The organism is Thiovibrio sp. JS02 (assembly GCF_053485635.1).
Genome location: NZ_CM130715.1, coordinates 2,960,504 through 2,980,443, shown reverse-complemented (window position 1 = coordinate 2,980,443; position 19,940 = coordinate 2,960,504). Strand labels below are relative to the sequence as shown.

Sequence of the window (19,940 nt, the reverse complement as noted above, 5' to 3'; positions counted from 1 at the left end):
CGTCTACTGCACCGGTTTTACGTGGCAGCGCTGGCAGTCAAGGAGCGGGAAGGCCACGTTGACGTGGCAGATGCCGCAGTATTTGCCTTCGTAGATCTCTGCCATGGAGTATTGGGTCTTGCCCTTTTTGACGCCGATAAAGATCTCCGGGTGGCAGACCTCGCAGCCGTTCCACACCGTGTGCTTTTTATGGGAAAAGATGATGTCCGGCATTCCCTCCACCTTGGCGGAAAGATCAAAATCCTTTTGCACGGCCAGGGAATCGCGGTGGATGGAAACCCCGGCCAGAAAATCGACGGGCGTGATCTTTCCCTGTTCTTCCGCCAGTTCCCAGTCAACGCCGTTGCCGAAGCGGCCCTTGGGGAAACCTTCCGTGAAGGTGCGGAAATCATACTGTTTCACCACCTTCTTTCCCAGGGAATGGCAACGGTCGCACCTGGCGGGATCCTGCTGGGCGGGATCGGTGGTGCAGGCAGCAAAGGCGCTTTTGCCGTTATGGCAGGAGCCACAGTAGTAGCCCTGCATGTTGTCTACCGCCTTGATGCCCGTGGTGCCGGCTTTCATGGCAAAGCCGATATCCACATGGCACAAGCGGCAGGTAAATTTGGCGCGATGCAGCCAATGGTCAAAGACAACAGGGGCGCGGCCCGCCGGCTGGGAAAAATTGTTCAGCTCGACGCGACCATACTCGTAGGGGAGAGGCCTTCTTTTTTTGACTCCGGTCTGGGCCAGGGCGAAACCGGCAAGAAGAAACAGGAATAACCCGGCGAAAAAAAGTGATTTTTTCATAATGCCTCCTATAGAATCGATGCTATATGAAAGCGAAAAACCGTGTCAATGAAAAAGTGCGGCAGAAAAAGGAAGGAGGGTTGGGCTTGGCTTGATTTCCCGGGGGAAATCGCTGGGTGCCCTTCCCAAAAGGGCCGGCTCCTGGTATGTTATGGCGCTCTGATGCCCCGGAAAAATTGACGGCCTCGCAAAAGCCTTTGAAATGCAGCGGCCCGAGGCGACGGCTCAAAGAGCTACGGAGCACTGGTCGTTGCAATCGTGTTTTTTACAATCGCCGCGGCCCCAGTGCGGAAATAAGGATGTTGCATGCGAAACGGACAACGGGCTTGGGACGGGTTGCGGCAGGTAAGCATGGAAAAGGGGTTTCAGCCCCATGCCTATGCCTCGGTGCTCATCACCATGGGCGGCACCCAGGTGTCCTGTGCGGTGACCTTTGAAAATACGCCGCCGCCCTTTTTAAAGGGGAGCGGCCAGGGGTGGATCACCGCGGAATACGGCATGCTGCCTTGTTCGACCAACAACCGCATGCCGCGGGAAGCGGCGAAAGGCAGATCCGGCCGTACCTATGAAATCCAGCGCCTGATCGGGCGTTCTCTCCGGACCATGCTGGATCTTGGCACGCTTGGCGAAGTAACCCTGCGGGTGGACTGCGACGTGCTCAAGGCCGACGGCGGCACCCGCACCGCCGCCATCACCGGCGCGGCCCTTGCCTTGCGGGATGCGGTCCTGCGTTTGCACCGCGAAGGTATCCTGGCCGCGGTGCCGGCAATTCTGCCGGTGGCGGCGGTGAGCGTCGGCATTGTCGATGGCGTGGTTCTGCTTGATCTTGACTACGCGGAAGACTCCCGGGCCGAAGTGGATGCCAATTTCGTCATGACCGGGGACGGTCGCTGGGTCGAGGCCCAGTGCACGGCCGAGGGCAACCCCTTCGGTCCCGAGCAGTTCTCGGCAATGGCGGCCCTGGCGCAAAAAGGAATTGATGAACTTTTCAGCCTCTGGAAACAATCGTGAACACATCCCCCTATACCCTGCATAAAAAGGCAAGCGACTGCGCTGCCCGCCGCGGCGAATTCCGCACCCTGCACGGCATCGTGCAGACGCCCGTCTTCATGCCGGTGGGCACCCAGGCCACGGTCAAGGGGGTAACCCCGGAAAATCTCAAGGAGCTTGGCGCGCAGATCATCCTCGGCAACACCTACCATCTATATATCCGGCCCGGTCATGAATTGATCCGCCGTTTCGGCGGGCTGCATAACTTCATGAACTGGCAGGGGCCCATTCTCACCGACAGCGGAGGCTTTCAGATCTTCAGCCTCAAGGAACTCACCAGGATCACCGAGGAGGGGGCCCGTTTCAGATCGCATCTGGACGGCAGCAACCTCTTTTTAAGCCCGGAAGAGGCGGTGGCTGTTCAGGAGGCCCTCGGCTCCGACATCATGATGTGTCTGGACACCTGCATTCCATACCCGGCCACGGAAAAAGAGGCGGCCGAGGCGACGGCCCTCACCGGCCGCTGGGCCAGGCGGTCGCGGGCAGCCCAGCAGGCAAAGGGGCAGCTCCTCTTCGGCATCATCCAGGGCGGCATGTATCCGGCCCTGCGGGCAAAGGCGGTTGCGGAGCTGGTGGAGATCGGCTTTGACGGTTATGCCCTGGGCGGGTTGAGCGTTGGCGAGCCTGCCGAGCTGATGATGGATATCGCCGAGCAGACGGCCGCCATCATGCCGGCTGATTATCCCCGCTACCTCATGGGGGTGGGCACCCCGGAGAATCTGGTGGAAGCGGTTGCCCGCGGCATCGACATGTTCGATTGCGTCATGCCCACCCGCAACGCGAGAAACGGAATGCTCTTTACATCAAGCGGCAGGCTTGTTATAAAAAACGCACGTTACCAGGAAGATCAGCGGCCCATTGATGAGGCGTGTACCTGTTATACCTGCCGACACTATTCCCGGGCATATCTCAGGCACCTCTTCATGGCGCGGGAGATTCTTTCCTCCCACCTGAACACCATCCACAACCTGCATTACTATGTGGATCTCATGGCGCAGATGCGCCAGGCCATCGAAGAAGAGAGATTCGGCCGGTTCCGTAAAGAGTTTTATGCCAAGCGTAACGACGAAACGTAGCATGGTTATCCGCCGGGAGAAGCGCGGAGCGAAGGTGTTTTCGCGATTTTTCCGGTGCACAGGGCAGTGAGTGCTCATCTGAAAAAAACTGGAGGAACGTATGGTTGATGTAGCCTTTGCAGCAGACGGCGCGGCAGGAGCAGCGGGCCAGGGTGGCCTGATGGGCTTTTTGCCGCTTATTCTGATTTTTGTCGTTTTCTATTTTCTCCTCATCCGGCCCCAACAGAAAAAGGCCAAGGAGCATCAGGACTTTATCGCCAACCTGAAAAAGGGTGACGAGGTTGTGACCAGCGGCGGCATCCATGGCAAGGTCACCGGCCTCACCGACAGGGTTGCCACCCTGGAGATTGCCGACAATGTGAAAATCAAGGTTTCCCGCCAGTATATCCTGGGTTCGGCCGCGGCTGCCGAGGGCGGAGACAAAGGCGGCGCCGCCTGCTCCATTGGCGGCAAGAGCTGAGGTTGAGAAAATGCCGTATCGTGCGTACGGCTGAAGTGATAAGCCTGCCCCGGGGTGCCCCGGGCAGGCTTTTTTTATTTTCGCTTCCGTTCCCGGCGGCCGATCCGGTAATGCTCGCCAAGGGCTTCCGTGCGGAAGACCAGGCCCGCGGCCAGGGTGAAGAGGGCCACCAGGCCGAGGATGATGGCCAGGCGCAGCCACGGCAGGCCATGGGTTTGCCGGTCGCTGATGAACTGGGCCGCGGTGCGCAGCCATTCGGCTGCACCCGCGACCAGAAGACACTGGAGAAGCCAGACCGTTCTCGGCCGGCGGAGGAGGAGCAGAAAAAGAGCGAGGATGGCGCCGGCGGCGAGGATGGGGTGGCCGGCCCGATGAAAGTGGGCCGAAAGCAGCAGCATGCTGATGATGATCGGCAGGAGGCGCAGGAAAACGGGCATGATTTTTCTCCTAGCGGGGAAAGGCGCCGTTGTTGATGTCGATACAGGTCCCGTTGATGTATTCCGGACAATCCGTGGCCAGCCAGAACATGGCCTCGGCGATCTCCTCCGGCTTGGCGAAGCGGCCGGTGTGGACCGCCTCCAGAATCGCCTTTTTCCGCGCCTCGGGAATGACGGCGAGCATTTCCGTTTCCACAGGCCCCGCAGCCACGGCGTTGACCATGATCCCATGGGGGCCGAGGATCTTGGCAAAGCTCTTGGTCAGGTTGATGAGTCCTGCCTTGCTGATGCCGTACCAGACATCGGGGTGGCCGATCTGTCCGGCGATGGAGGCGTTGTTGACGATGCGTCCATGGCCCCGGGCGATCATGCCCGGCGCCACCTCCCGAATCAGGGCCAGCGGCGCTTCCAGGTTGAGCCGCATGATCTGCTCCCGTTTTTCCTCCGGATAATCGTTGTAGGGCAGGGCGTGCATGACCCCGGCATTGTTGATCAGGATATCCACCGTCCCGATGCGGTCGATCAGTGCCGGGATCGCGGCAATCTCGGTGAGATCAAAGGCGATGCTTTCCACATCCTGGATCATGCCCAGGGTGAAGTTCTTGAAATTTCTGGCCACGACCACAAGCCGGCAGCCGCCGGCCTTGACGAATTTTCTGGCCAGGGCCAGGCCGATGCCTTTATTGCCTCCGGTGAGCAGGACGGTCTTTTTTGTCACTTTATTTCTCCTTCCCGGGTGAAATGCGCGTCTTGCCCGGCGCGGAAGAAGGGTGCGAGGCAACGGCGCGGAGGTTTATGGGTTTTTATTTGTACAATTCCGGATAGAGCTTTTTCAGGCAGTCCGGGCAGACGCTGTGGGTAAAGTCGGCAGAGGTTTTTGCGGAAATGAATTTTTCCACGCTGGTCCAGGAGGCGGGGTCATGGGGATCGGCATCGGGATTCCTGATTTTTTTGCAGGAGGAGCAGATGGGCAGCAGGCCGTGCAGGCTGTTTTTTGTTTCGAGCAGCATCCTGATCTGAATGCGGATGCCGGTCAGGACGAAGATTGCCCCGAAAAGAAAGACGATGCCGACAAAGAGTTCGCCAAACTGGTTGATGTTATAGAAAAAGGCGGTGGCCACGGCAAGATAGGCCAGGAGGAAAAAGATCATCAGGCAGCGGTGCAGCCGCAGGGAACGAAGGATTCCTTCCTTGCCCTGTCTCGGGAGAAAGGGGGTAAGGACCAGCAGATTCCTGGTTTCGAAAATGCTGAAGAGCATTATCAGCGCGCCGGCCAGGATCATTGCAATGCCGATGATGTGCTGCATGGAGGGAAAGCCCCTGCGTTTCAGAAAAAAGTCAATCAGTTCCCGTCCGTTTTTCAACGGGCTGCGAAGGCATGGATTAAGCCATAGTAATTATTCCTGACTCAGGAGTCTATTTTTTTCCGAAAAAGGCCGTTGATTTCACAGCCGGCCGGCGGCGGCTCAAGGACGAGAAAGAGCAGGCTGTTGGGATTTGCCTTTTCAAGGGAAACACCATCTTCGCCGATGATGGCGACGACGCGGTGGCTGCTGTTGGTTAGGCCGCGTCCCAGGTATTCCAGCAAGTCCCCCACCCTGAAGCGGTTGCGGCATTCGAGCAGCGGCTGCGCACCCTTTTCGCGAACAATGCCCACCGGCGCGTAATCGTAGATCAGTTTCGGGCCGGCATAGAGCATTTCCGCAGCCTTGGGCGGCTCGCGGAAAAAATTTTCCGTATGGCCGCGGGAGCCGATTTTTCGCAGCTCCTCCCCGAATTCCGGCGGCAGAGACCCTGAGCCCGCGGGCAGGCCGTGACGGCCCCAGTAATCGAGGGCTGCCCGGTAGAGGCGGACAACGGCCCCCACATAGTAGACGCTTTTCATCCGGCCTTCGATTTTCAGGCTGTCGGCCCCGGCCCGGATCAGCTCCGGCAGGCGGTTCAACAGGCAGAGATCCTTGGCGTTGAATATGTAGGTGCCGCGGCCATCTTCCTCCACCGGGAAAAATTGGCCCGGTCTTTTTTCCTCCTCCAGCCGGTAACTGTACCGGCAGGGATGGGCGCAGTCGCCCTGGTTGGCGTCACGGCCGGTGAGGTAGAGGCTGAGCAGGCAGCGGCCCGAGTAGGAGATGCAGAGCGCCCCGTGCACAAAGACTTCCAGCTCCGCCGCGGCCGCCTGCCGGATTTCCGAAATTTCGGCGAGGGAAAGTTCCCTGGCCAGGTTGAGGCGGGTTACGCCCTGGCTTTCCCAGAAGCGGACGCTTTCCCGGTTGGTGACATTGGCCTGGGTGCTCAGATGGATGGCAAGCCCGGGGACTTCCTGCCGGGCCACGGCCAGGATGCCGGGGTCGGAAATGATCAGGCCGTCGACCTTTGCCGTCTTAAGGCTTTGCAGATAGGCGGGCAGCTCGGCCAGATCGTCGTTGTGGGCAAAGATGTTCAGGGTGACATAGACCTTGACCCCGTGCGCATGGGCATAGGCGCTGGCCACGGCGATTTCCTCCTCGCCGAAATTGGTGGCGTGCGCGCGGAGGCTGAATTTCCTGCCGCCGAGATAAACGGCATCCGCGCCGTAGTGGATGGCGGCCCGCATTTTTTCGAAATTGCCGGCCGGCGCCAACAGCTCTGGTAGTTTCATGGTCGGTCCATTGATGAGATTGTACAGGGCAAGGAAAGGGCACTATACACGAAACCGCCGGTTTCGCAAAAAGGAACGGGCCGCCAACGCTCCCCGGGAAAATTAACGCGGCACTGAAGCCGGTTCCGCTTTGCAGGCGCGGTCAACCGCGGCTTTCGCCAGGGCGGTGATCCGCTGCCAGTCGCCTTGCGCCATCGTCTCGGCCGGCGCCAGCCAGGAGCCGCCGATGCAGGCGACATTGCCGAGCGCCAGGTAGTCGCGGTAATTTTTCGGCGAGATGCCGCCGGTGGGGCAGAAGACCACCTTGGGAAAAGGGCCGGCAATGGCCTTGAGCATCTTGATGCCGCCCGCCGCCTCGGCCGGGAAGAACTTGAAATGCGTGTAGCCGTAGCCTAAGCCCGTCATCAGCTCGGAAACCGTGGCGATGCCGGGGATCAGCGGGATGGGGCCGCGGTTGGCCGCCTCAAGCAGCGCCGGGGTCAGCCCCGGGCTGATGGCAAAGCGGGCGCCGGCATTGCTGACCGCGGCAAGCTCCGCGGGATCGGTGACGGTGCCGGCGCCGACCAGGGCGTCTTTCACTTCGCGGCTGATCGCCCGGATGGCGGCGAGAGCCGCTTCGGTGCGCAGGGTGATCTCAAGCACCCGGATGCCGCCGGCCACCAGGGCCCGGGCCAGGGGCACCGCCTCTGTTTCCTTTTCGATGACCATGACCGGGATGACCGGCCCAAGGTGAAAGATCTCGGCCGGCGCTGTTTTCCATGTGCGATGCGTCATTGGCAGGTCCTTGGCAAAAAAAGCGGGATCAGTCGTCGTCCCGGGGAATGTTGACATTGCATTTTTCGTAAACATAGGTGAAAAGCGAACTTGCTCCCTCTTCGGCCCCCAGCAGATCCCGGCGCAGGGGAGCGAAGACCTGCCGGCCCACCCCGTAGCGCTGCTCTTTCAGATGGGTTGCCTCCGCATACTCCCGTTCCTTGAGCTCCTCCTTGCTCGCCAGCAACTCAAGGCTGCCCTCTGCCGCATCGATGCGAATCAGATCCCCATCCCGCACCTTGGCGAGCAGGCCGCCGCAAAGCGCCTCGGGCGTGACATGGATCGCGGCGGGCACCCGGCCGGAGGCCCCGGAAAGACGGCCATCCGTGACCATGCCCACCGTAAAGCCTCGTTCCATGAGAACAGTGAGGGGGGTCACCAGTTTGTGCAGCTCGGGCATGCCGTTGGCCTGCGGACCCTGGAAGCGGATTACCGCGATGAAATCGCGGTCGAGCCGGTTTTCACGAAAGGCCCCTTCCAGCTCGGCCTGGGTGTGAAAGACCAGGGCCGGGGCGGTGATGCGGGTTTTCGCGCCCGCGGGCAGGGCGGAAACCTTGATGACCGCGCGGCCGAGGTTGCCGCTTAAGACCTTGAGGCCGCCGGTTTCGGCAAAGGGCGCAGCCTGGGAGGCGATCACTTCCGGGGCCAGGGAGCGGGCCGGGCCGTCCTCCCAGCGCAGGACCCCGTTGCGCAGTTGCGGGGCCGTGGTGTAGCGGGCAAGGCCCGGGCCGGCCACGGTTTGCACCTCTTCGTGGACAAGGCCTGCGGCCAGCAGCTCGCGGATCAGTACCGCCATGCCGCCAGCCTGCTGGAAATCGTTGATGTCGCCGGGGCCGTTCGGGTAGACGCGCACCAGGAGCGGCACCGCGTCGGAAAGATTGGAAAAGTCGTCCCAGTTGATGCGGATGCCTGCGGCCCGGGCGATGGCGACCAGATGCAGGGTCTGGTTGGTGGAACCGCCGGTGGCGAGCAGGCCGACCATGGCGTTGACCACTGCCTTTTCGCTGACCACCTGGCCGATGGGGGTATAATCCGCGCCGAGATGGCTGAGCTTGGTGACGCGGGTTGCCGCGGCCACGGTCAATTCCCGGCGCAGGGGATCATCGGGGTTGATGAAGGAGGCGCCTGGCAGGTGCAGACCCAACAGCTCGGCGATGAGCTGATTGCTGTTGGCGGTGCCGTAAAAGGTGCAGGTGCCGTCGCCGCTGTAGGCCTTGCATTCCACCGCCAGCAGCTCCTCGCGGCTGAGCATGCCCTGGGCGAAGAGTTCCCGCGCTTTGGCTTTTTCCCTGTTGCCGAGGCCGGTGCGCATGGGGCCGCCCGGAATGAAGAGGACGGGCAGGTGGCCGAACTGCAAAGCGCCCATCAGCATTCCCGGCAGGATCTTGTCGCAGATGCCCAGAAGCAGGGCGCCGTCAAAGACGTTGTGGGAAAGGCCGATCACCGTGGCCATGGCGATGACGTCCCGGCTGATCAGGCTCAAGTCCATGCCCGCCTCGCCCTGCGTTATCCCGTCGCACATGGCCGGCACCCCGGCCGCCACCTGGGCGCTGCCGCCGGCCGCCGCCACTGCCTCCTTGATGAGCCGCGGATAGTGCTCGTAGGTGTGATGGGCGGAAAGCATGTCGTTGTAGGCGGTGATGATGGCGATATTGGGGGTGTCCGGCGCGCGCAGGGCGCTGCATTCGGCGCCGGCACAGACCGCCAGGCCATGGGCCAGGTTGCTGCAGGCAAGCCGGTGCCGGAAGGGACCGCTGCTCTTTGCGGCCTCCATGTTTTCCAGGTATCTGTCGCGGTGTTTGGCGCTGCGGCTGATGATGCGCGCCGTCACTTCGTGCACTGTGCGATTCATCGTTGTCGGTTCTCCCTATTCATCCCATTCCCGGCCATCCCTGGCCATGAGGGAGACCGCGGCAACCGGTCCCCAGGAGCCCGCCGCGTAGGGCTTGGGCGGCTCATTGCCGGCTCGCCAGGCGTCCTGGATGGAGTCGATCCAGGTCCAGGCCTGTTCCACTTCGTCCCGGCGGATGAAGAGGGACTGGTTGCCGTAGAGGGCCTCAAGAAGCAACCGCTCGTAGGCGTCGGCGATGTGCTCGGCCTTGAAGGCCTCCGAGAAACTCAAGTCGAGCATGGTGCGCTGCAGCTTGATGCCCTTGGCCAGGCCAGGCACCTTGTTCAGCATCTCGATTTCCACGCCCTCGTCAGGCTGCAGCCTTATGATCAGCTTGTTGCGCGGCAGTTTTTTGTAGCTTTCGTGGAAGATGTTGTGGGGCAGCCGCTTGAAGTAGATCACCACCTCGGTGAGCTTTCTGGCCATGCGCTTGCCGGTGCGCAGATAGAAGGGAACCTCGGCCCAGCGCCAGTTGTCGATGTCCACCCTGAGGGCGACAAAGGTTTCCGTGCTGCTTTCCGGATCGCCGCCCTCCTCTTCATGGTAGCCAGGCACCTGCTGGCCGGCGAGAAAGCCGGCCGTATACTGGCCGCGCACCGTTTTTTCCTCCACGTTGTCCCGGGTGATGGGGCGCAGGGCTTTCAGGACCTTGAGCTTTTCGTTGCGGATGTTTTCGCTGCCCAGGGTAACCGGCGGCTCCATGGCCACCAGGCTGAGGATCTGCAGGAGATGGTTCTGGACCATGTCGCGCAGCTGGCCAGACTTGTCGAAGTAGCCCCAGCGGCCCTCGATACCCACCTCTTCAGCCACGGTGATCTGCACATGGTCGATGGTGTTGTGATCCCAGTTGGTGGTGAAGATGGAGTTGGCAAAACGCAGGGCCAGGAGGTTCAGGACCGTCTCCTTGCCGAGATAATGATCGATCCTGAAGATCTGTTCTTCGTCGAAATGTCTGGCCACCGCATCGTTGATGGCGCGGGAGGAGGCGAGATCGCTGCCGATGGGCTTTTCCAGCACCACCCTGGTCTTTTCCGTGACCAGCCCGGCGCGGGCCAGGCCTGCGCAGATGTCGCCGTACACCGAAGGCGGCGCGGCAAAGTAGTTGACCAGCACCCGCTGCCGCGGGTCCACCAGGGAGGAGAGGCTGCGGTACTGCTCGTGGCTGGTCAGGTCTATTTTGATATAACGCAGCCGGCTGGCGAAGCCCTGCCAGATCTCTTCGGCAATCGGTTCCTTCATGAAGGTGGTCAGATTTTCCCTGGCCGTGGCGAGATAGGCCGCCTGGTCCATCTCCCGGCGGGCCACGCCGATGATCTGCATGGCCGGGTCGAGCAGCCCGGCCTTGTCGAGCTGGTAGAGGGAGGGGATCAGTTTGCGGTGGGCGAGATCGCCATGGGCGCCGAACATGACAAAGTCACAGGGAAGCATTTTTTTCTTTTCCAAGGGGGTCACTCCGTTTTCGCGAATGGCCTTCCGGCCTCCGAAGAATCGGCGGTTTTCGGCAAGGTCCCGCATTGCCCGCCGCACGTATTCATGATAGTATTTTCCCGGCAGAATTATCAAACGGTTTTCCGGGAGGGGGAGCCTGGCATGACTGATCCGCAGAAGCTCGGCAAGTATATGATCCACGAGGTTCTGGGCCGCGGAGCCATGGGCGTGGTCTACAAGGGTTTTGACCCGCACATCGAGCGCATCGTGGCCTTGAAGACGATCCGCAAGGACCGCCTTGATCCGGAGACGGCCCAGGCCCTGCTGGCCCGTTTCAAGAGGGAGGCGCAGGCCGCCGGGCGCCTGAACCATGCCAATATTGTCACTGTTTTTGAATACGGGGAAGACGAAGGCACGGCGTTTATTGCCATGGAGTATGTGGAAGGGCGGACCCTGAAGGAAATTTTCGCCGCCGGCGAGCGGTTCACGGTGCGGGCCGCCCTGCAAACCATGGCGCAGCTCCTCGACGCCTTGGGCTACTCCCACCGGCAGGGAGTGGTACACCGCGATATCAAGCCCGCCAACATCATTGTCCTGCCCACCGGCCGGATCAAGGTTACGGATTTCGGCATCGCCCATCTGGAAAACTCCAACCTCACCCAGTTCGGCGAGGTGCTCGGCACTCCCTCCTGCATGTCGCCGGAGCAGTGCATGGGCGATACGGTGGACAAGCGTTCGGATCTCTTTTCCGCGGGAGTCATCTTCTATCAGCTTCTCACCGGCGAAAAGCCCTTTCCCGGCGAGAGCATGACCACCATCATGCACCGGGTGATCAACGTTGATCCCCTTGAGCCCTCCAGGCTCAACCTGAAGCTGCCCATCCCCCTGGACCGTTGCGTGCTGAAGGCCCTGGCGAAAAAGCCGGAAGATCGCTTCCAGAGCGCAGAGGAGTTTTTTGCCGCCCTGAAGGCGGCTGCCAAGGGCGGGGATATGGCGGCAGCCCCTGCCCCTGCCGCAAGCGGAGGCGGGGAGGCAACCGTACGGGAGCCTGCCGTGGTTGTCGGCGATGAGACCGTGCGGGAAGGGGGGAGACCTTCAGAGGGGAGGGGATTTGCCTTTTCTGGGGACATATTGCAGGGAAAGAGGCTGCTTCTTCCCCTGGTCGCGGTTATCATCATACTTGGCCTGGGCCTTGTCTGGCTGTTGTTGAGAGCTCCTTCATCCCGGCAGGAAGTGATGCCGCAGATGGCTGCTCCGCAGGTGCCGGCCGCGCCCGCAAAGCCTGTGGTCAAGGAGGAGAGCGGTGAAAGCGCGGCCACTGCGCCCGTGGTCCCGGAAAAAACCGTAACGGAGTCTCCCGCCAGCAAGCCCAGGGTAGCGACGCCCGGGAAAAGCAAAACCGTGACGGCCCCGCTGCCGGGCAAGCCACAGGAAGGTGTGCGGGTGCGCCTCACCACCAAGCCGAGAACCACTGCCGAGCCCGTCGAGGAGCCGAAGCCGGCGCCGGTTACCAACAAGATCATCGGCACCCGGCCCAAGGCCACGGACCGGTGAGAGCGCCCATGCCGACAGAGGAGTGTCTGCCAAGGGAAGATTTGGCCGGCAGGAAGATCGCCGTTGCCATGAGCGGCGGGGTTGACTCCTCGCTGACGGCCGCGCTGCTCATGGAGCAGGGTGCCGAGGTGCAGGGGGTTTTCATGGCGCTCTCCCAGCCGGACCTTGTCGCCCAGATTGCCCGGGTGCGGGCGGTGGCTGATTTTCTCGGCATTCCCCTTGCCGTGCTCGACCTGGCCGAGACCTTTCGCCGGGAGGTGCTCGCATACTTTGCCGACAGCTATTTTGCCGGCAAAACCCCGAATCCGTGCGTGGTCTGCAATCGGACCGTCAAGTTCGGCAGGCTTCTTGCCCATGCACGTCTCGGCCTGGGCGCGGATCTCCTTGCCACCGGCCATTACGCCCGCATCTGCGGTCGGCCGGCCACCGGGTTTCACCTCAAGAAAGGGGTGGATGCCAAAAAGGATCAATCCTATTTCCTTGCCTGCCTGAGTCAGGAGCAGCTGGGCCAGCTCATCTTCCCGCTGGGCGGCCATGAGAAGACGGAGGTGTATAATCTGGCGGCCCAGCACGGCTTTGTTTTCCAGCCCGGGGAAGAGAGCCAGGACGTCTGCTTTTTAAAGGATATTCCAGTGGGCGATTTTCTGGCCGGTTTTCTTTCGTCGCCGTCAAGGCCGGGCGAGATCGTCTCGGTCGCGGGCCGGGTGCTTGGCCGGCATCGGGGGATTCAATATTACACCGTCGGCCAGCGGCGGGGTCTGGGGATTCCCGACCAAACCCCCTATTATGTCATCGCTCTTGACCATGCCCGAAACCGGGTGATTGTCGGCAAGGATGCCGATCTCTGGGCCGACCGGCTCTTCCTGCGGGAAGTTTCCTGGCTGGCCGGTTCTCCGCCGCAACTGCCTAAGACCTATGCGGTGAAGATCCGCTATCGGCATCAGGGGGCACTGGCCGAGGTTTCCCGGCGAATCGGCGGCGGGGTGCAAGTGCTTTTTACCGAGCCGCAACGGGCCATTACCCCGGGTCAGTTCGCGGTTTTTTACCAAGGGGACGAAGTGGTCGGCGCAGGGGAGATTGTTGCCCCTGCCTGAGGAAATGGATCTTGCAAAGAGGCGGCGAACCCGCTATGGAATGCAACAGGGCAACCCCGATCGTATCGCGGTTGCCGTCAGGCTGGCCTGGCCGCCGGCAACGCCGGGCTGAAGAGGGAATGTCAGAGGGGTGGCAACGCAGTGATGGCAGGGAAAAAAAAGAGAAAAACCAGGGTGGCCTTGACCACCCTCGGCTGCAAGGTCAATCAGTTTGAATCCGCCGCCTTTCTTTCCGCTCTGTCCGGGCGCGAGGTGGAGCTGGTCCCCTTTGCCCATGAGGCGGACATTTACATCATCAATACCTGCGCGGTAACCGCCAGGGCCGGAGCTCAGTCCCGGCAGGTGATCCGGCGCGCCCTGCGCGTAAACCCCGAAGCGCGCTTGGTGGTGACCGGCTGTTATGCGCAGATAGCGGCCCAGGATATCCTGGAGATCGCCGACAGCCCCATCTGCATCGTGGGCAACGGCTACAAGCACAGGCTGGTGGATATCGCCCTTTCCGACCAGCATTGCGACCTTGAGATGCACATGGGGGAAATCGGCAGCAAGCGGGAGATCTGTCCGCTTACCGTCACCAGTTTCGGTGATCGGACCCGGGCCTGCCTCAAGGTGCAGGATGGCTGCAACAGCTTCTGCTCTTACTGCATCGTCCCTTACAGCAGGGGGCGCAGCCGCAGCCTGGAGCCCGAAAAGGTGCTGGCCCAGGCCGCCATTTTCGCGGCCCAGGATTACAAGGAGCAGGTGCTCACCGGCATCCATCTCGGCCACTATGGCCACGATCTCACCCCGAAGACCAATCTGCGGGAGCTGCTGAGCCTGCTTCTGGCCAGGAAGTTTCCGGGCCGTTACCGGCTCAGCTCGCTCGAACCCACCGAGATCGGAGAGGAGCTTCTCGCCCTGATGGCTTCCTCCGAGGCGATCATGCCTTACCTGCACATTCCCCTGCAGAGCGGCGATGATGCAATCCTGAAGAAGATGAACCGGCGTTACTCCGCGGCCACTTTTGCCGCCGTGGTGAAAAACAGCATCGCCCACCTGCCCGGGGTCGCCATCGGCGTCGATGTGCTGGTGGGCTTTCCCGGCGAGGATGAGGCGGCGTTCCGGAACACTTACCATCTGATCGATTCCCTGCCCGTTGCCTATCTGCATGTTTTCCCCTATTCAAAACGTCCGGGGACGCCGGCGGCAACCATGGCCGGGCAGGTGGCAGGGCCGGAAAAGGAAGAAAGAGTTGCACTTCTCAGGGAATTGGATCATAAAAAACGAACAGCGTTTTACCGCCGGCATCTCGGCTCGGAGCGGCAGATTCTTGTCGAGGGCCGCAAACACGGCAACCGATTGCGCGGATTTACCGGCAATTATATACCGGTTTTTTGCGAAGGGAGCGGAAATCTGGTGAATCAGCTGGTCACGGTTCGCCTGCTTGAACTCACTGCCGGCGGGGTTCTGGGCAGGATTGTCGAAAAATAACCCGAGAGTTGTCGTACCCACCATGCTTGGCGAAATCATAGCGATCGGCGATGAACTCATCTCCGGCAGCATCCTGAATACCACCAGTTACTTTGCCGCCAGCCACCTTTTTGCCGCCGGCCACGAGATTCTCGCCATGAGCACCATCGGCGACGATCTCGAGGTCATCGGCAACACACTGCAGCGCGCCTTGGCGCGGGCGGAATTCGTCATTGTCACCGGCGGTCTGGGACCGACCTCCGACGATCTGACCAATGAGGCTGTCGCCACCGCGCTGGACCGGCCCGCCACCTTTTATCCCGAGATCATGAAAAAGATTCAGGTCCACGGGAAACAGGCCGTCGGCAATCAGCGGCTTTCCCTGGAAAAGCTGGCCTGGCTGCCGGCCGGAGCCCATGCCCTGCATACCGAAGCCAGGACCGCCGGGTATTTTCTGGTCCATGACGGCAAGCCCATTTTTTTTCTGCCCGGTGTGCCCCATGAAATGAAAAGCCTGCTCCTTGAGACGGTGATCACCCGCCTCGCGGTCTGGGAGGGCGAGGAGGCCCGGCAGGTGCGGCAGAAGGTGTACAGGGTGGTCGGGATGGCCGAATCCGAAATCAACCGCCGGCTCGCCCACCTGGAGGGCCGCGACCCGCGGGTGCGCATCGGTTATTATCCTGTTTTTCCCGAGGTGCATGTGAGCCTTACCGTGACCGGAAACCGGGCACAGGAGGCGGAAGCGGTTTTTGCGAAATTTGCCGCCCAGATCGCCGCGATTCTCGGCAGCAATGTTTACGGCTACGATGGCGACACCCTGGAAGGGGTGGTCGGCACGCTGCTTTCCGAGCGGGGTCAGACCCTGGCCGTGGCGGAATCCTGCACCGGCGGCCTCATCGGCCACACCATCACCAGGGTGGCCGGTAGCTCGGCCTATTTTCTCGGCGGGGCAATCGCCTACAGCGATGCCCTGAAAGAACGGTTTTTGGGAGTCAATCGGGAAATCCTGATGCGCCATGGCGCCGTGAGTCCGGAAACGGCAACGGCCATGGCGGAGGGCGTCCGCCGGGTTACGGCCGCCGATTATGCTCTTGCCGTCACCGGCATTGCCGGCCCAGCCGGCGGCAGCGAGGAAAAGCCGGTGGGAACCGTCTATTTCGGCCTGGCCACTCCGGAACGAACCACGGCCATCCGCGCCAATTTTTCCGGGGACCGCTGGCAGATCCAGGCCCAGTCCTGCCAGACCGCCCTTGATCTTTTGCGCCGCCGTCTCCTAGGCCTTGATAATGAATCGCGGACAGTGTAAAACGCGCTGAACGCAACCGATAATTTTTTCGGGGAGGCAGGCAGTTGCCGCCCTGTTACTTCATGTTGAGGAGCCCGATCATGGCCATCGCCGAAGCAAAAAGCAAAACCCTCGATACCGCAATCTTCCAGATCCAGAAGCAGTTCGGCAAGGGCTCGATCATGCGGCTGGGCACCGACGAGCGGGAAGCGGTGCCGGTAATCTCCACCGGCACCCTGAGCGTGGACATCGCCACCGGCGTCGGCGGGGTTCCTCGCGGTCGGATCACCGAAATTTACGGTCCGGAATCCTCGGGTAAAACCACCCTGGCCCTGCATATCATCGCCGAGGCGCAGAAAGCCGGGGGCAGCGCCGCCTTCATCGATGCCGAGCACGCCCTCGACATCGGCTATGCCGAGCGGCTCGGCGTCAATGTCGACGATCTGCTCGTTTCTCAGCCCGACTACGGCGAGCAGGCCCTGGAGATCGCCGAGATCCTCATCCGCAGCGGCGCGGTGGATGTCATTGTCATCGACTCGGTGGCCGCCCTGGTCCCCAAGGCGGAGATCGACGGCAATGTGGGCGATTCCCACGTCGGCCTGCAGGCGCGCCTCATGTCCCAGGCCATGCGCAAGCTCACCGGCGTTTTGAAACGCACCAACACCGCGATCATCTTCATCAACCAGATCCGCATGAAGATCGGCGTCATGTTCGGCAACCCGGAAACCACCACGGGCGGCAACGCTTTGAAGTTCTATAGCTCCCTGCGCCTTGATATCCGGCGGATGGCAGCCATCAAGGACGGCCAGGACGCAGTGGGCAACCGCACCAGGGTGAAGGTGGTTAAAAATAAGGTGGCCCCTCCCTTCAAGGAAGCCGAGTTCGACATCATTTACGGCGAAGGCGCATCCCGGGTGGGGGATCTTCTCGATCTGGCCGTGAACCAGAACATCGTCGAGAAGTCCGGGGCCTGGTATTCCTACAATGGCGAACGCATCGGCCAGGGCCGCGAAAATTCCAAGGTCTTTCTGAAGGAGCATCCGGAAATGTGCGACGACCTTGAAAGAAAAGTGCGGCTCGGCTATGGACTGCCACTGCCCGGCGAAAAACCGAAGGAGCCGGCGCCGGCCTCCGGCGAATAACAAAAGAGGCCGCAGGCCAGGCACGATTTATTGGAGCGGGATGCAATGCATCCCGCTTTGCAGTTTTGAGGGCAGAGAGCAAAGGCAGGCCAGCCCCGGCAGGCGCCTGGCTTTTTTTGATTACAGGATAAGGATGGCTGCAATGACCGGAAACGAGATACGCAAGAAATTTTTGGAATACTTTGCCGACAAGGGCCACACGGTGGTGGAGAGCTCCCCCCTGGTGCCCCACGACGACCCGACCCTGCTCTTCACCAACGCGGGCATGGTCCAGTTCAAGAGGGTCTTCATGGGCGAGGACAAGCGTGACTATGTGCGCGCCGCCACCTGTCAGCGCTGCGTCCGCGCCGGCGGCAAGCACAACGACCTGGAAAACGTCGGCTATACCGCCCGGCACCATACCTTTTTCGAGATGCTGGGCAACTTCTCCTTTGGCGATTATTTCAAGAAGGATGCCATCCATTATGCCTGGCATTTTTTAACCAGGGTCGTGGGGCTTTCCCCGGAAAAGCTCTGGGTTACGGTTTTTGATGACGACGACGAGGCCTTTGCCCTCTGGGAGAAGGTGGAGGACCTGCCCTGCGGCCGCATCGTCCGCATGGGCGAAAAGGACAACTTCTGGGCCATGGGCGACACCGGTCCCTGCGGCCCCTGTTCGGAGATCCACATCGACCAGGGCGCGGCCGCCGGCTGCGGCAGGCCTGACTGCAAGCTTGGCTGCGATTGCGACCGTTTCCTGGAAATCTGGAATCTGGTCTTCATGCAGTTCTACCGGGACGAGAACGGCACCATGACCAGGCTGCCCAAACCGAGCATCGATACCGGCATGGGGCTTGAGCGCATAGCGGCGGTGACCCAGGGTAAGTTCACCAACTACGATTCCGATCTCTTTACCCCCATCATCACCGCCATCGCCGAAAGCGCCGGGGTCAAATATGGCCAGGACGCCGCCGTGAATACTGCTTTACGGGTCATTGCCGATCACAGTCGGGCCACCACCTTTCTGGTCGCCGACGGGGTGCTGCCCTCAAACGAGGGTCGCGGCTATGTGCTGAGAAGGATCATGCGGCGGGCCATTCGCTTCGGTCGCAGCCTGGGCCTGAAAAAGCCCTTTCTGGCCGCTGTGGTCGAGGCGGTCATCGGCGAGATGCGCGGGGCCTATCCGCATCTCGCCGAGGCGCGGGAACTGCTGGCCAAGGTGGTCCATAACGAAGAGATCCGTTTTCTGGAAACCCTGGACCATGGTCTTGCCATGTTGAGCCAGGAGATGAAGCGGTTGACGGAAGCCGGGCAGACCGTGGTCCCCGGCGATTTTATCTTCAAGCTCTACGACACCTATGGCTTTCCGGTGGACATCGTCAAGGATATCGCCATCGAAAAGGGGATGCTGGCCGATGAGACTGGGTTCAACGCCGCCATGGAGGTGCAGCGCGAGCAGTCCAAGAAGTCGTGGAAGGCCACCTCGCTTGCCGAGATGGGAGAAGGGATCCGTGCCCTGCTGGACAAGGGGCTCAGGGTGAAGTTTGTCGGCTATGACACCCGGCAGCTGACCGCTGATGTCGTCGGTCTGGTGAGCGCCGGCGGCGCCAGCATGGAGCAGGCCGGCACCGGGGAAAAGGTTTCGGTGGTCTGCCCGGAAACGCCTTTCTACGCCGAATCCGGCGGCCAGGTCGGCGACCGGGGCATGGTCATCGGCCCCCACGGCAAGGCCAGGGTGGAGAACACGGTGGCAGTGGGGGACGGCCTCATTCTCCATCAGGCCGAGATCGTCGAAGGCAGTCTCGGCCTGGGGGAAAAGGTGGAGCTCAAGGTGGCCGAGGGCAAGCGGCAGCGTACCGCCAACAACCATACGGCCACCCATCTGCTGCAGGCCGCCCTGCGCAGGGTGCTGGGTGAACATGTCAAGCAGTCCGGCTCGCAGGTCAGCCCGGAGCGGTTGCGCTTCGATTTCACCCATTTTTCTCCGCTCAGCCGCGAAGAACTGGCAAAGGTGGAAAAGATCGTCAACGACGAGATCCGCGCCAATGCCAGGGTCGCCACCGCGGTTCTTGACCGGGAAGAGGCGATCAAGGGAGGGGCCACCGCCCTTTTCGGCGAAAAGTATGAGGCCAGCGTCCGTGTCGTCTCGGTGGGCGAGTTCAGCAAGGAGCTTTGCGGCGGCACCCATGTCGGCGCCAGCGGCGAGATCGGCCTTTTTAAGATTATCTCCGAGGGAGGGGTTGCCGCCGGCGTCCGTCGCATCGAAGCGCTGACCGGTCCTGCCGCCATGGAGCGCTTCCAGCAGCTTGAGGCGCAGCTTGCCGCCCTTGCCGCCAAGCTGAAAACAACGCCCGACGAACTTGGCGCCAGGCTTGAAAAAATCCTGGCCCGGCAGAAGGAGCTGGAGCGTGAGGTGAGCCGGCTCGCCGCCGACCTTTCCGTCAATGACCTGGACAGCATGCTGGCCGGAGCGGAGGATGTTTGCGGGGTGAAGGTAATTGCCGCCGGCATTGTCATTGATTCTCCGAAAACCATGCGCGAGGTGGGCGACAAGGTGCGAGAGAAGATGGGCAGCGGCATCGCCGTGCTCGGCGGAGAGTTCCAGGGCAAGGTCAGCCTGCTGGCCATCGTCAGCAAGGATCTGGAGAAGCGTTTTCCCGCCGGTCGGATCGTGAAAGAGGTCGCGGCTCTGGTGGGCGGCAGCGGCGGCGGGCGGCCGGACATGGCCCAGGCCGGAGGCACCATGATCGACAAATTGCCCGAGGCCCTGAAAGCGGTGCCCGGGATTGTCGCGGCCCAGGATGCTAAAGGATTTGCTTAATAATATATTTTTGCGAAAAATGAATTTGTTACGC

General features: G+C 61.4%; 17 protein-coding genes. 9 read left to right on the top strand and 8 right to left on the bottom strand.

Annotated features, from left to right (window positions below):
* Nucleotides 1-3: 3 nt before the first annotated feature.
* Nucleotides 4-789, bottom strand: a complete 786-nt coding sequence (locus tag ACUUL3_RS13665; protein ID WP_448552217.1) for a c(7)-type cytochrome triheme domain-containing protein — start codon at nt 787-789, stop codon at nt 4-6.
* Between the two features lie 306 nt (nt 790-1,095).
* Between ACUUL3_RS13665 and rph the strand changes: the two genes are divergently transcribed.
* From rph to yajC, 3 genes are all read left to right on the top strand, one after another.
* On the top strand, nt 1,096-1,800 hold the full coding sequence (gene rph / locus ACUUL3_RS13660; protein WP_448552216.1) for a ribonuclease PH: 705 nt from the start codon (nt 1,096-1,098) through the stop codon (nt 1,798-1,800).
* Entirely contained in the window at nt 1,797-2,915 is a 1,119-nt protein-coding gene (tgt, locus tag ACUUL3_RS13655; protein WP_448552214.1) for a tRNA guanosine(34) transglycosylase Tgt, read from the top strand. The genes rph and tgt overlap by 4 nt, the downstream gene beginning before the upstream one ends.
* A 100-nt stretch (nt 2,916-3,015) precedes the next feature.
* Nucleotides 3,016-3,375: a preprotein translocase subunit YajC gene (gene yajC, locus ACUUL3_RS13650; protein ID WP_448552212.1), complete on the top strand. Its 360-nt coding sequence runs from the start codon at nt 3,016-3,018 to the stop codon at nt 3,373-3,375.
* Nucleotides 3,376-3,449: 74 nt separating this feature from the next.
* Here yajC and ACUUL3_RS13645 read toward each other — a convergent pair whose 3' ends face one another.
* From ACUUL3_RS13645 to zwf, 7 genes are all read right to left on the bottom strand, one after another.
* Nucleotides 3,450-3,812, bottom strand: a complete 363-nt coding sequence (locus tag ACUUL3_RS13645) for a hypothetical protein (protein ID WP_448552210.1) — start codon at nt 3,810-3,812, stop codon at nt 3,450-3,452.
* A 10-nt stretch (nt 3,813-3,822) separates the two neighbouring features.
* Nucleotides 3,823-4,530: an SDR family NAD(P)-dependent oxidoreductase gene (locus ACUUL3_RS13640; RefSeq protein ID WP_448552208.1), complete on the bottom strand. Its 708-nt coding sequence runs from the start codon at nt 4,528-4,530 to the stop codon at nt 3,823-3,825.
* Nucleotides 4,531-4,615: 85 nt separating this feature from the next.
* Complete coding sequence (locus tag ACUUL3_RS13635; RefSeq protein ID WP_448552206.1) at nt 4,616-5,119, bottom strand: hypothetical protein; 504 nt, start codon at nt 5,117-5,119, stop codon at nt 4,616-4,618.
* A gap of 101 nt (nt 5,120-5,220) precedes the next feature.
* Nucleotides 5,221-6,450: a peptidase U32 family protein gene (locus ACUUL3_RS13630; RefSeq protein WP_448552204.1), complete on the bottom strand. Its 1,230-nt coding sequence runs from the start codon at nt 6,448-6,450 to the stop codon at nt 5,221-5,223.
* 102 nt (nt 6,451-6,552) lie between these two features.
* Complete coding sequence (locus ACUUL3_RS13625; RefSeq protein WP_448552202.1) at nt 6,553-7,224, bottom strand: bifunctional 4-hydroxy-2-oxoglutarate aldolase/2-dehydro-3-deoxy-phosphogluconate aldolase; 672 nt, start codon at nt 7,222-7,224, stop codon at nt 6,553-6,555.
* A 28-nt stretch (nt 7,225-7,252) separates the two neighbouring features.
* Complete coding sequence (gene edd, locus ACUUL3_RS13620) at nt 7,253-9,115, bottom strand: phosphogluconate dehydratase (protein ID WP_448552200.1); 1,863 nt, start codon at nt 9,113-9,115, stop codon at nt 7,253-7,255.
* Between the two features lie 15 nt (nt 9,116-9,130).
* Nucleotides 9,131-10,582, bottom strand: coding sequence for a glucose-6-phosphate dehydrogenase (gene zwf / locus ACUUL3_RS13615; protein WP_448556492.1), 1,452 nt, complete (start codon nt 10,580-10,582; stop codon nt 9,131-9,133).
* 162 nt (nt 10,583-10,744) lie between these two features.
* On the opposite strand from zwf, the gene ACUUL3_RS13610 reads away from it, so the two are divergent.
* From ACUUL3_RS13610 to alaS, 6 genes are all read left to right on the top strand, one after another.
* Entirely contained in the window at nt 10,745-12,136 is a 1,392-nt protein-coding gene (locus ACUUL3_RS13610) for a protein kinase domain-containing protein (protein WP_448552198.1), read from the top strand.
* An 8-nt stretch (nt 12,137-12,144) separates the two neighbouring features.
* A complete protein-coding gene (mnmA, locus tag ACUUL3_RS13605) occupies nt 12,145-13,230 on the top strand; it encodes a tRNA 2-thiouridine(34) synthase MnmA (protein WP_448552196.1) in 1,086 nt (361 codons plus the stop codon).
* A 144-nt stretch (nt 13,231-13,374) separates the two neighbouring features.
* On the top strand, nt 13,375-14,700 hold the full coding sequence (gene mtaB, locus ACUUL3_RS13600; protein WP_448552194.1) for a tRNA (N(6)-L-threonylcarbamoyladenosine(37)-C(2))-methylthiotransferase MtaB: 1,326 nt from the start codon (nt 13,375-13,377) through the stop codon (nt 14,698-14,700).
* A gap of 22 nt (nt 14,701-14,722) precedes the next feature.
* Nucleotides 14,723-15,985, top strand: coding sequence for a competence/damage-inducible protein A (locus tag ACUUL3_RS13595; protein ID WP_448552192.1), 1,263 nt, complete (start codon nt 14,723-14,725; stop codon nt 15,983-15,985).
* An 86-nt stretch (nt 15,986-16,071) separates the two neighbouring features.
* Complete coding sequence (gene recA / locus ACUUL3_RS13590; RefSeq protein ID WP_448556490.1) at nt 16,072-17,106, top strand: recombinase RecA; 1,035 nt, start codon at nt 16,072-16,074, stop codon at nt 17,104-17,106.
* A gap of 142 nt (nt 17,107-17,248) precedes the next feature.
* Nucleotides 17,249-19,906 (top strand): alanine--tRNA ligase, encoded by a 2,658-nt coding sequence (gene alaS / locus ACUUL3_RS13585; RefSeq protein WP_448552190.1) that lies wholly within the window; start codon nt 17,249-17,251, stop codon nt 19,904-19,906.
* Nucleotides 19,907-19,940: the final 34 nt, after the last annotated feature.